The sequence below is a fragment of the Bacillus sp. NP247 genome, from assembly GCF_018966865.1.
Lineage (GTDB): Bacteria > Bacillota > Bacilli > Bacillales > Bacillaceae_G > Bacillus_A.
Genome location: NZ_CP076653.1, coordinates 4,839,916 through 4,852,965, shown reverse-complemented (window position 1 = coordinate 4,852,965; position 13,050 = coordinate 4,839,916). Strand labels below are relative to the sequence as shown.

The window sequence follows — 13,050 nt, the reverse complement described above, 5'->3', positions numbered from 1 at the left end:
GCATGACGATTCCGTTCTATTTTTTTTATTATGATGTATATGTTTCTTTTACCTATTTATTATTAGATAAATCCTTTACCCATATATTCATATCTTCCAACTTATCAAAAATGTAACAATTATTCGCAAGTCTTCCTGTGTATGTATAGCCTAGTTGATGAAAGGCTGCATTCATACCGAAAGAAAGCGAACGAGCAATTGTATAGGAACAAAAAATAGATTTTTCTTGGAGCTCTTCCTCTAACTTAATTAGTAAACTTTTCATAAATCCATGTTTTCGATATTCCGGTAAAGTTGCACAGTTTGTTAATTCTGCATTTCCTTCTTTCACGTTCATTTCAGCGGACGCTGTACTAATAATTTGTCCATCGAATTCGTAAACATAGTAAATTGTATCTTCTTCCTTCATCGTCTGCTTTACATAACTTGCTTCATTTAAAGGTGTCGGATAAACTTCAAATACTTTTCCAAAGACGGTTGCTAATTCTTCAGCGTCTTCTTCGGTCGCCTTTCTTAACACAAACTTCTCTGGGATTTCTTTTTCCTTTACTTCTTTTGATTTTACACCGCTTAAAATGTTATCTTCTTCAGCCCAATGAATACTATTTCGTCTTTTATCACTTTGATATTTCACGAAGAAGTACGCATCGTGTCCTTGAAAATAATGAGGTATCGTTGCTTCCAGTAAGAAACCGAAAGAGAGCCATGTTGAAACATGCTCTCCCTTTCCTTTAATAATACATTTAGTGAAAGAATGTTTCTCTGCTAATTCATCGATTGTTTGTATAATACTTTCAACATTTCCTGTATAGTGATCAACTCTAACACGTTTATTAAAATAATCTAAAACCCCTTCTACTGTGTAATGCTTTGTCTGTTCACTAAAAGATTCATAGTATTTCATTTCTTCACCTCACACCAATCTAGTAATGTACATGCAATTATTTTTGCGGCAGCAATCATTTTATCAACTTCTATATATTCGTTTGGATAATGTGCTACTTTCGTCTCTCCTGGACCAAATACTATCGTTGGTACGTTAGCGATTTGTGTGAACAAACCTCCATCAGTTCCCCATGGCGAAGCTTCTATAATCGGTTCATTCCCTTCGATTTCAACAAAGTTATGCCCAAGCGTTGTAATAAGTGGATGATTTTCTTCTAGTTCACCAGGAACCCATCTCGCTCCAAACCATTCTACTTTTACAGGATTTTTTACAAACCAACTATCCACATCTTTTAATTCACCAATCCAGCCTTCAAACTCTTCTTTTGCTGCCTCTATAGTCTCATTCGGCGCAATACCACATCTTCCTTCTAAAATTAATGAATCGGGAACAGAACTTGGCCAGCTTCCCCCTTCAATTTTCCCAACGTTAATTGGAATTGGAATCGGAATCCCCTTAAATAACGGATCTGTAATTCGACCGTTTCTCTTCTCTTCTAATTTTCTCAAATGATCTACAACAAACATACTTTTTTCAATTGCACTTACTCCTTCATAACGTGTACCACCGTGTGCTGCTTTGCCTTTTATATGTAGACGAAACCACATTGACCCTTGTTGTTTCGGGAAAAACTTCATATTCGTCGGCTCAGGAATAATAACGCCATCTGCCTTATATCCTCGTAAAATAGCAGCTAATGTTCCTGCCCCACCGCTCTCTTCTTCTATTACACTTTGAAAATGTATATCACCTTTTAGTTCAATACCAGATTCAATAATCGCTTCCATCGCAAGCATAAGTGAGACATTGCCGCCTTTCATATCTGTTGTTCCACGTCCATATATGCGGTTTCCTATTTTCTCTCCACTATACGGATGATGGTCCCACTGATTTACATCCCCTTCTGGCACGACGTCAATATGCCCGTTTAAAATCATAGATTTCCCTTCGCCACTTCCTTTTAAAGTCGCTACAATGTTCGGGCTATCTGTAAAGCTTGTACGAGGTGATACGAAATAAGGGTGATCTTTCATTTCATTAAAAGCAGGCTCCCAAATATCAAGGTCGAGACCTAACTCACGCAACTTTTCAATAATAATTGCCTGCGCACCACTTTCATCACCAGATACGCTCTTTTCTTGAATTAGTCGTGTTAAAAATTTTACGCTCTCTTCTTCATGACTCTCAATATAATCACAAACTTGTTTTTTTAATTGCTCCATATATTACAACTCCCCTCATTCAATTACTAGTAAATTTGAGCTTATATGAAAATCAGCTGTCGTATGTCGTTTTACATCTTCTACAGTGTACGGACTCATTAATTCTTGTAAGACAAGTCCTCTTGGAGTCACTTCCATGACAGCCATGTCTGTAATAATTAAATCTACACATTTTTTCGAAGTTAATGGCAATGTACATTCCGAAACAATCTTTGCATTTCCATATTTATCAACATGATTCATCACAACAACGACCCGCTTCGCTTTTTGCGCTAAATCCATCGCTCCTCCAATACCTGGAACGCGTTTTCCTGGTACAATCCAGTTCGCTAAATCACCATTTTCACTTACTTGTAACGAACCAAGTATCGTAACATCAAGTAATCCTTTTCTAATCATGCCAAATGCCATGCAGCTATCGAAATAACTTGCTCCTGTAATAAGAGATGTTGGTAAACCAGCTGCGTTACATAAATTCTCATCTTCATTCCCTTTACTTGGCGTTGGTCCCATACCGACAATACCGTTTTCCGCGTGAAACATAACATTCATATCTTCTGGTAAATGATTCGGTACAAGCGATGGAATTCCAATACCTAAATTTACAATCATGCCATTTTGAATTTCTCTCGCTGCACGTCTTGCAATCTTATCTCTCACTTCTACGCCCATACCCATTTCCAATTCACTCCTTCCGATGGCACGATATAATTTACAAATACACCAGGGACGACAATTTCTTCTGGATCTAAACTTCCAAGTGGAACAATTTCTTCTGCTTCTACAATCGTTATGTCCCCAGCCATAGCTACGTGCGGATTCATATTACGAGCGCTTTTATCAAATACAAGATTGCCAAACGGATCCGCTTTTTTCGCATATACAATTGCGACTTCAGCCGTTAAAGCTGTTTCAACTAAATATGTCTTTCCATTCATTTCAACTGTTCGTTTTCCTTCTTCTACAATCGTATCAACACCAACATCAACTAAAACACCACCAAGCCCAACTCCTCCAGCGCGAATACGCTCTGCTAATGTTCCTTGCGGGGAAAACTCAATTTGTAATCGTCCTTCATTTAACTGTCTTCCTGCATTTGGATTTGAACCAATATGAGAAGTAACTAAAGACTTAACCCGTTCATTTGTAACAAGACGACCGATTCCTACATCAGGAAATCCAGTATCATTTCCTATTAAATTTAAATTTGTAATGCCTTTATCTAAAATAGCCTGTATTAAAGTTGGAGGGGATCCGATCCCTCCAAATCCCCCAAACATTAATGTCATATCATCATGGAACAAAGAAATTACTTCCTCTATTTCTTTTAATTTACCGAATGTATTTGTAATAGTTGTCATGCTATACTATGCCCTCCTTTTTGCATCATCTCTTCTACACTTTTTGCAAAAATTGAAAGTAATTCATCTAACTCGGAATATGTAGTTGTCATTGGTGGTGCAACAAGCAGTGCACTATCTTCTTTTCCTGCTTGCCCTGAAACAGCTTGGTATAGGAGAAGTCCATTTTTAGCAGCAACTGAAATGAGCTCGGATGCTTTTGTAAACGGTTGCAATTCTATTCCGATCAACAACCCTTTTCCACGCACATCAGCAATAATTGTCGATTGTTGCTGAACTTTCTGTAGCCCCTTAATTAAATACTCTCCCTTTTCCGCTGTTTTTTCAGGTAGATTATGTTTCTCCATATATTCAATAACAGCTAGAGCCGTTGCTGCAGATAATGGATTTGCACTTAGCGTATGCCCACTCATAACAGAACGTGACCCACGTAAAATTGGCTCCATAACTCGGTCACTAACAATCGTCGCTGCCATCGGTGTATATCCCGCTCCCAATCCCTTACCAAGCGTCATAATATCCGGTTCTACACCCCAATGCTCCATCGCAAACCATGCACCAGTACGACCAAGCCCAGTCATTACTTCATCCGCAATGAATAAAATATCGTAATGACTACAAATATCTTTAATCACTTTATAATATTCTTTCGGCGGTACAACCGCACCGCCAGCTGCTCCGATAATCGGTTCAGCAATAAAAGCTGCAATATGCTCCGCACCAATTCTTTCAATTGATCTTTCTAGTTCAGTTGCACAAGCAAGCTGACAAGTTGGATATACCTTTTGTACAGGGCACCTGAAACAATATGGGGCTGGAATAGTTGGATAATCTTCCAAAATAGATACGAAACGTTGTCTGCGCAGCGGATGCCCAGACATTGACAAGGCTCCCATCGTAATACCGTGATAGCTCATCCAGCGTGACAAAATTTTATGTTTCCCTTGAATACCGCGCTCCTGAAAATGTTGAATTGCAATTTTCATAGCTGTTTCATTTGCTTCCGTACCACTATTTACAAAAAAGCTCCAGTTCAAATCTCCTACACTTAAATCACTTAACTTCTTCGCTAATTTTTCAGCTGGTTCACTCGTAAACTGTGATCTATATACGAAAGCAATCTCCTCTGCTTGCTTTTTAATAACATCTGCAATCTCCTTTACGCCATGCCCAATACCTGCCGTAATTGCTCCTGACGAACCATCAAAATATTTATTTCCGTTTTGATCATACAAATACACACCTTTTCCATGTGAAATCATTGGATACGGCTGACCAACAAGTGGTTTAATTAAGTAATCGCGCATAGCGCTCCCCCATTTCTTCAATTTGTATATGTATATGAAGAAAATTGACGTTTCTTTCATAAAAAAGAATCCTCTGCAAAAGCAGTGAATTTATCAAAAAACTATTATAAAATATACAAATGAGTGCTAAATATTATTTTAAAAACAGAAAATTCAGAACTTAAAACGAAGACCAATCCTTACCTGTACGCTTAAATACCCCTTCCTGATTTAAGATAACAACAAATTGAATATTTTTTTAACATAATATCAGCTTCCCTCAATTGCTGACATTGTGTAAACTTCGACGGAACTCCCGTTATTTTCCTTCCTATTATCCTACTTTATATTGCATATTTTCAAACAAAATTCGACATTTTACTTCGCCTCATTTATCGTAACTATTACTTAACAAATAGTACCACCTGTTTAGAACAATAAAAAAAGAACCGATTAACCACATTAATCAGTTCGGCACGACGCTCTTTTATCGGTATTACCATATCCAACGCATCACTAAAATTAATAGAAATACTCATAATGCAAATCCATAATTCGTCCCACAGCCTATAGCGCCAAATCCTCCATAACTTCATTCCCACTAACTATTGGGATATCCACATCCCAATGGTTCCACTCCTTCCATCAAAGTCAAACTACCTTTCCTTTATAATTTATGTAGGACAATTATCGATTTGTATGTGTGTTTGCCTATAAATAAAAAAATCCCCATTTTAACTTTTCCTTCTAGAAAGGCAAGTTTTTTGCATAACCTCTTTCTAGCTTCGCATATATTTGTAATGATGATAAAGGAGGAATGTTCATGACTCAATCCGAAATTGAAAAATACGAACAAGAAGCTGCACGTTACGAACAGCTCGCTCGTTACTATCAATATAGCAATCCTAAAAGATATGTAGAACTCTATATGAAATACCATGATGCAATTACAAAACTTGTACAAGCATATGAAAAGAGAGATTCACAAGAAGCGACTTTACCGTCACATATGAGAATCTTCCACACAGCTCCCCATACACCAGCAGTTGATATTATAATAAACGGACAAAAGGTTATTAAAAATATTTCTTTTAAACAATTCAGTCCTTATTTATCATTAGTGCAAGGTAAATACCGTATTGATATTGTCCCTGTCGGAAACGAAACTCCAATATTCTCAGCATTAGTACCAATAATGGGGAATCACACTTATACCCTTGCAGCAGTCAATAGCGATAATCATCTCCAATTACAACCTATACTTGATAATACTCATTTACCATCTGGTCAAGCAAAAATACGGTTTGCACATTTTTCACCAGACACTCCAGTTGTAAATGTAAATTTAAAAGATGGGGATCATTTATTTGAAAATGTGCTCTTTAAACAAATAACAGATTTTTTACAAGTTAGCCCTGGTACAGCAGATATTGAAATTTCACTTGCTGATACAAAAAAAGTACTATTAACCATTCCAAAATTCAACGTTGAACCAAATACAATTTACACAATTTCAATAGTAGGTTATTCAACTGAGGATCCAAAATTAGAGACCGTTATACTGACAAATTAAAACAGTCTACACCATTCGTATGGTGTAGACTGTTTTAATTTTGAAACGTAATTTGAAATTCTGTCCAATCGTTATTCGAACGACACAATATGGATCCGTTATGTTTTTCTACAATTTGTTTACATACAAATAGTCCAATACCAGTCCCTAGCTTTTTAGTAGTTACAAATGGCTCAAAAATGGTCTCTACATTGTCTGCTGGAATCATAGGCCCATTATTTTTTATAACAATGCGAACAGCCTGATCCTCTTCAAATACATCAATGATAATTTTCCGCTCTTCTTTCACCGATTCAAGAGCATCAATCGAATTCATTAAAATATTTAAAACTACTTGCTTCACTTCACTCCGGTAACCAACGAGTGGAATAGGATATGGCAAATTCTTTTCAATCAAAACATTTGCATTAACTAAACTTGGATATAAGAATTGTATAATATCTTGAAATAAGTCATTTAGCCAAAAACGTTCAGATTCATTCCACATTTCTTTTTTCGATACAAGTAAAAATTGAGAAATCCTAAAATTTAATTGATCTAATTCATGTGAAATAATATCTAAATACGATAGATTAGGATGGTCTGTCTTCAATAACTTTACAAATCCCATAATCGAAGTTAGCGGATTACGAAATTCATGCACAAAACTAGCCGACATTTGCCCTAAAATCGTAAGCCTTTCTTTATGTGTTTCATTTATATATTGCTGTTTTTCTTCTAAATTTCTCGATATAATTTCTGAGTATTTTAAAACGGTATAATAAATTAATTTGTCAAAACAAGTATGTATTTTGGCCATGATCGGTTTCAGTTCACGAGCGCTTACATCCAATTCGCACATTGCTTCAAAAAGTTCATTTCTTCCCACATTTGCATTGTAGACAAAATCTCCAATATTCGCATCTGCCCCTGCACGCTCAATGGCAATTTTCTCACATAATGGCTGAAGATAATTAATGTCTTTATCTTCCATAATAAGTTCGATAATTAACTCTAATAAATTTGCTCCATTTTGAACTACCTCTTGTTTAAATGGATCTTTTTCGGAAATTATCATTTTGTTTTTCCAGTTCTCTACGAATTGGTGCCTGTTGTTTTTCAAGTGCGAACAAAATACTTCTTTAATATCCTTATCGATTGGAAAAACCTCCATTCCCTCCATTTCCATACGACGAATACCCTTTATATTTTGAATATTAACACAAAAAATACATTTCGTTAATAGATTGTTGTCACATTTTGTTAATTTATGTTGATAAAATTTATTTTTCCTTTCTTATTTAAATAAGTTGTATTCATATATCCCTTTTCCCTTCCCATTTTTTTAATTATTTTTCTGTTCAAAACCACTTTTTTTGCATCCTTTTTAATTCTTGCGTACAATAAGAAGTGAAAGGTGTGAAAAATATGGTAAATAAAAATGTGGAAGACTATCTCCAAGAAGGCATATATGGCCAAAAGCAAAACAAACCAGAAGAACGTAATATGTACTTAACTACATTACGTGAACGCGTAGAAATCGCTTTAACTATCGGTCAAGTAATGCAAAGTAATGTATATTCTGAAGTAGCGAGTAGCATACGCTCTTCTCAATCATTACAAATCCTCCTAAATGGTGGCATTGCTTACCCACATTTATCAAAATACATTAAATTAGCGAACGAAAAAAATATTCCTTTTACAATTGTTCAAAATAAAGATACTGAAACACCAATCGGTTTAGTATTATCTCATAGCACAGCTGTAGATAAAGAACAAATTTATGTAGAAGATGCTATTTTCAAACAAGAAATGAAGTAAAATAAAAGGTACACTTAATTAAACAAGTGTACCTTTTATTTTTTAATACATATTAATTTTATTTCTGTCATTTCTTCTATTGCATATTTAATCCCTTCACGGCCTGTGCCACTCTCTTTCACACCACCATAAGGCATATGATCTACTCTGAACGTTGGAATATCATTAATCATGACACCACCGACTTCTAATTCATCAATTGCACGCATTGCTTTACATAGATTGTTTGTAAATACACCTGCTTGTAATCCATAACGTGAATTATTTACTTGTTCTAAAGCCTCATCAAATTCTTTAAATGTATTTACAGTCATAAGTGGACCGAATACTTCTTGGCACTGAACAGATACATACTCTGGAACATTTGTTAATACAGTTGGTTCAAAAATCCTTGCATCACGTTTGTTACCACCGTATACAACATTAGCTCCTTCCTTAACTGCCTCTTCCACCCATGAATTTATACGTTCTACATCGTTTTTTGAAATAAGTGCTGATACATCTGTTTCTTCATGAAGCGGGTCTCCCACTACAACGTTTTCCATTGCTTTCGTTAATCTTGTAATAAACTCATCCATTTTGCGTTCATGCACAAAAACACGTTGTACTGAAATACAAACTTGTCCATTATTCACAAACGCGCCCCATTTTACACGTTCAATTATTTCGTCTGTCAATTCAACATCTTCTTCAATAATTACTGCAGCGTTCGATCCTAATTCTAACGTCACTCGTTTCAACCCAGCTTTTTCCTTAATTCCAATACCTACTTTCGGACTTCCTGTAAAAGTAATACTAGCAACGTTCTCATCTTTTACTAATGCCTCACCTACAACAGGTCCAGGTCCAGAAATTATATTGAAAGCTCCCTTTGGTAAACCAGCTTCTTCAAATAATTCTACCAATGCATACGACGAAAGTGGCGTTTGGTCGGCAGGCTTTAGCACAATAGTATTTCCAGCCGCAATTGCTGGGCCTACTTTATGTGCTACTAAATTAAGTGGAAAATTAAACGGTGTAATAGCACCAATAACCCCGATTGGTTGTCGAATTGTATACGCTATACGGCCGTCTGCACCTGGTGCAGCATCTAATGGTAACGTCTCACCATATATACGCTTCGCTTCTTCAGCTGCAAACTTATATGTTTGAACAGTACGATCTACCTCTCCCCGTGCAGCACGAATTGGTTTTGCAGCTTCTTTTGCGATAATCTCTGCAAACTCTTCTCTTCTCTCATCCATTTTTTGTGCAACCTTTTCTAAAATAGTTGCACGATCGTATGCTGATAATTTTTTCATTTCTTTCATTGCATTTTTAGCCGAAACTATTGCTTCCTTAACGTCATCTTCTGTACCTTGCGCAATCTCCGCTAATGTTTCTTCAGAATATGGTGCATACAATGGTTTATACGTCCCTACTGATTTCCATACCCCATTTATATATAAATGCTTTTTCATAGTGATTCTCCTTCCAAATATATGTATACGATAATACATTGTATTTATTTCACCTGGTGAAAGGTCAGACTTATGTAATTGTATCATAGCCCTAATACACTAAAAAACACTTTGCTCAAAAAAAACTCTGCTACAAAGCAGAGTTTACGAACTAATTTGTTCCTGGAGCGAAATCTTTTTTTCATCTCCTACAATAACAACCGATTCTGAAGGTTTCGTTACTTCTAACCTCTTAATATAGTGTCCATCTAATTCTTTCACACAAAACTTATAATTTTCAATTTCAATGGTATCGCCTTCGGAAATCTCAATATTTTTTGTTAGGATCCAACCGCCAATCGTATCGACGTCATCGTCATCAATAGTCAAACCTAATAATGCGTTCACTTCACTAACAAGTACTTTTCCCTCTAGAATCGTTTTCGTCTCACTAACTTGTTGGATTTCTGGTTGTTCATCAGTATCGAACTCATCTTGAATATCTCCTACAATTTCTTCTAAAATATCTTCAACGGTTACAAGACCTGATGTACCACCATATTCATCAATTAATATAGCGATATGTGTCCTTTCTCTTTGCATTTTTAAAAATAGATCATGAATTGGGATAGATTCAATAACTAAAATAATTGGCCTAATATATTGCTCCACTGTCTTTTCACTAACAACTCGATGCTTCACAAAATCTGTAAATATATCTTTAAAATTCACAAAGCCTATTACATGGTCCTTATCACCATCAACAACTGGATACCTCGTATATTTTTCATGAGACATTTTTTGTAAAGCCTCTTCAGCAGGCATTTCTTTATTTAAAATATTCATCTCTGTTCGTGGTACCATTATTTCTTTCGCAATACGATCATCAAATTCAAATATTTTATTCACATACTTATATTCAGATTGATTAATCTCACCATTTTTATAACTTTCTGAAACTAATAAGCGCAGTTCTTCTTCTGAATGCACTTCATCATGCCCTTTTGGTGGTTTCAACCCAAAAAACTTTGTAATTAACCGAGCTGATCCATTTAAAATCCAAATGAATGGGAATGCAATACGATAAAACAAAATGAGTGGCTTAGCAACTAAGAAACTCACTTGTTCTGCTTTTTGAATCGCAAATGTTTTTGGAGCTAACTCACCTACTACCACATGGAAAAATGTGATAAACAAAAACACTAAAATTATAGCGAAAATATCTGCGAGTTGAGTAGGGACGTTCCAATTTGCAAACAACACATCAAACATGTGCTTTAGCGCAGGTTTACCAGACCACCCAATCCCAAGAGCTGTAACAGTTATTCCTAATTGACAAGCTGATAAATATTCGTCTAAGTTTGTAATGACTGTTTTGACAGGTAGTGCACGATTATTTCCTTCTGCAATTAAATAGTCAATTCGTGAACTTCTCACTTTAACAATTGCAAATTCTGCTGCCACGAAAAATGCCGTTAAGGCAATTAAAACAATCACTATACTTATACTATATAGGTCCAAATACTTTTCCTTACTTACAGTGTAAGCAAGGAAGCCACCTCCTACTTAAATTTATTCAAGTGAAGTAAGCAGTCTTATACTCTAATAAAATTCTACATTAGTAACCACCTTTTTATATATTATATGCATACATAAAAAAGATATTTATAATTATGATAATCTAATTAGTTTATTATCGTCAAACTATAATAACCCCAATTTTCCGATAACTGAAAACAATTCATATAAATCGTATGTGCTAAACAGTTAAACTTCGTGAAAAAACACTTTCTTTGCCGATTCCACACTTCTTTTGTCACACCTGAAGGGAACTTGCTACATAACTAGAAATCATTCAACAGGATATATATAGGAGGGATTATTTTGGAATATAAAACACCATTTATCGCAAAGAAATTAGGTGTTAGCCCAAAGGCTGTTGTCCGGATTGCACAACAATTAAATCTTACGATAAAAAAAAATAAATATGGTCATTTTATTTTCACACAAGGTGATTTAGATCTAATGTTAGAATACCATCGTTCTCAAATGGACCAGCCTCAAAACTCTCAAACTACATCTTCAAATGATGTAGAAAAATTAAAAACTCAAGTAAACACAATTGTTCAAAACACATCATCGAATGATTTTAAGCAATTAACAGCTCAATTAACTACAATTACGAGAAGACTAGATCGAATGGAAGAACAAATGCAAGATAAAGCAAATGACGTCGTTACATACCAACTTTTACAACATCGCCGCGAAATGGAGGAAATGTTAGAGCGAATCCAAAAACTAGAAGCTTCCCTAAAAAAAGAAGAACCAATATACATTACTCCTGATTCAAAACCAACATATGAAAGAGAAAAGAAACCGAAGCGCCGCAAAATGATTTTCAGTATATTTGGACTATAATTTTTTAGACCCTTATTACAAAATAAGGGTCTACTTTTTCGTATGAAGAAAGATGACCGTAATATGAGCCCCATCTTCATACTATATATATTCATATATTTTTATTTTGTTAACATAATATTTTTACTGTATTCTGCAATAAGTGCCTGTGCATGAGCATTCCCTTGAATAATATCACGGAATTCTTTCAAAGAATACAAATGTGTAGCCCCTTTTCTTGCATGAATTCGTACTGGTACACCTTGTAAAGTATCATGAAACTGGAATGGGCTATCTATCGGTTCAATTGGAAAACCGAGTGTAAGTAAATACATATACATTCTTTTTGTAACTGCTGCAATATACCATTCCGCTTTCGTCTCTAACGCATGCATAAATAAAATAGCTGCCAGCCTTTTGAAATGTCCTCTCCCCCGAGACGTTTTCGCAATACTTAACTTTCCTATCTCATACACATTTTTCAAATCTTTCACTAAATCATTTTTAGAAAACGGATAGAAAAACTCAGAATTTGATTGTTCAGGTACTGTAAACTTAATACATTCTACTGTACCAATATGATGTTCATCTTCTATTAATAAAAATCGTGATGGATTTAAATTACGTTCTACAAACATTAAGTTTCTTTCTTCACAAAAATCTCCCCACAGTTGCTCGAACCAAAAATGCTCTTCCTTTGTTTGAACACGCTGGAACATATTTACCCGCCTTTCCCATCGCCGCTCTGTTTTTGATAACGCTTTCACTTACTATCATATAAGAACAAATCTTCGTATGCAACTAAAAATATTTATGTCTTATTATATTCTGCAAATTGAATTAAATTCCTATTTCACACTCTTTTCCTCCGCATGTACCATTTCTTACTTTCTTATACAAATCATACATACAAAGAAAACTAATTTCTCTAATGAAAGATGTTTATCATTTCAAGTTCGCCCCATGTTATGCTTCTTTCCTTATGGCATATAATTCTTCTTAACCTAAAGAAATCCTTCATTAAA

12 protein-coding genes are annotated in these 13,050 nt (G+C 35.2%); 3 read left to right on the top strand and 9 right to left on the bottom strand.

Going from position 1 to position 13,050, the window contains the following annotated elements; all coding sequences use genetic code 11:
- Positions 1–52: 52 nt before the first annotated feature.
- From ablB to KPL75_RS25200, 5 genes are read right to left on the bottom strand one after another with little or no spacing between them, the layout of a single operon-like run.
- Positions 53–904, bottom strand: a complete 852-nt coding sequence (gene ablB, locus KPL75_RS25220; RefSeq protein ID WP_219918296.1) for a putative beta-lysine N-acetyltransferase — start codon at positions 902–904, stop codon at positions 53–55.
- Positions 901–2,169 (bottom strand): peptidase, encoded by a 1,269-nt coding sequence (locus KPL75_RS25215; protein WP_219918295.1) that lies wholly within the window; start codon positions 2,167–2,169, stop codon positions 901–903. Before KPL75_RS25215 ends, ablB begins: the two co-directional genes overlap by 4 nt.
- Before the next feature lie 15 nt (positions 2,170–2,184).
- Positions 2,185–2,847 carry a CoA transferase subunit B gene (locus KPL75_RS25210; protein WP_105587111.1) on the bottom strand — a complete coding sequence of 221 codons (663 nt, stop codon included), beginning with the start codon at positions 2,845–2,847 and terminating at the stop codon, positions 2,185–2,187.
- The gene (gene atoD, locus KPL75_RS25205) at positions 2,832–3,530 is read right to left on the bottom strand and encodes an acetate CoA-transferase subunit alpha (protein ID WP_219918294.1); all 699 of its coding nucleotides are present in this window, start codon (positions 3,528–3,530) and stop codon (positions 2,832–2,834) included. Before atoD ends, KPL75_RS25210 begins: the two co-directional genes overlap by 16 nt.
- Positions 3,527–4,837 (bottom strand): aspartate aminotransferase family protein, encoded by a 1,311-nt coding sequence (locus KPL75_RS25200; RefSeq protein WP_001205887.1) that lies wholly within the window; start codon positions 4,835–4,837, stop codon positions 3,527–3,529. The genes atoD and KPL75_RS25200 overlap by 4 nt, the downstream gene beginning before the upstream one ends.
- An 802-nt stretch (positions 4,838–5,639) precedes the next feature.
- On the opposite strand from KPL75_RS25200, the gene KPL75_RS25195 reads away from it, so the two are divergent.
- Positions 5,640–6,389, top strand: a complete 750-nt coding sequence (locus KPL75_RS25195; RefSeq protein ID WP_219918293.1) for a DUF4397 domain-containing protein — start codon at positions 5,640–5,642, stop codon at positions 6,387–6,389.
- A gap of 34 nt (positions 6,390–6,423) precedes the next feature.
- On the opposite strand, the gene KPL75_RS25190 is transcribed toward KPL75_RS25195, so the two are convergent.
- On the bottom strand, positions 6,424–7,557 hold the full coding sequence (locus tag KPL75_RS25190; protein WP_375141012.1) for a BA2291 family sporulation histidine kinase: 1,134 nt from the start codon (positions 7,555–7,557) through the stop codon (positions 6,424–6,426).
- 239 nt (positions 7,558–7,796) lie between these two features.
- On the opposite strand from KPL75_RS25190, the gene KPL75_RS25185 reads away from it, so the two are divergent.
- Entirely contained in the window at positions 7,797–8,189 is a 393-nt protein-coding gene (locus KPL75_RS25185; RefSeq protein ID WP_000247564.1) for a YueI family protein, read from the top strand.
- A gap of 35 nt (positions 8,190–8,224) precedes the next feature.
- On the opposite strand, the gene KPL75_RS25180 is transcribed toward KPL75_RS25185, so the two are convergent.
- Complete coding sequence (locus KPL75_RS25180; protein WP_219918292.1) at positions 8,225–9,649, bottom strand: aldehyde dehydrogenase family protein; 1,425 nt, start codon at positions 9,647–9,649, stop codon at positions 8,225–8,227.
- Positions 9,650–9,793: 144 nt separating this feature from the next.
- A complete protein-coding gene (locus KPL75_RS25175) occupies positions 9,794–11,149 on the bottom strand; it encodes a hemolysin family protein (RefSeq protein WP_219918291.1) in 1,356 nt (451 codons plus the stop codon).
- A 363-nt stretch (positions 11,150–11,512) separates the two neighbouring features.
- On the opposite strand from KPL75_RS25175, the gene racA reads away from it, so the two are divergent.
- Positions 11,513–12,046, top strand: a complete 534-nt coding sequence (racA, locus tag KPL75_RS25170) for a chromosome-anchoring protein RacA (RefSeq protein WP_219918290.1) — start codon at positions 11,513–11,515, stop codon at positions 12,044–12,046.
- 101 nt (positions 12,047–12,147) lie between these two features.
- On the opposite strand, the gene KPL75_RS25165 is transcribed toward racA, so the two are convergent.
- The gene (locus KPL75_RS25165) at positions 12,148–12,744 is read right to left on the bottom strand and encodes a hypothetical protein (protein ID WP_002085820.1); all 597 of its coding nucleotides are present in this window, start codon (positions 12,742–12,744) and stop codon (positions 12,148–12,150) included.
- Positions 12,745–13,050: the final 306 nt, after the last annotated feature.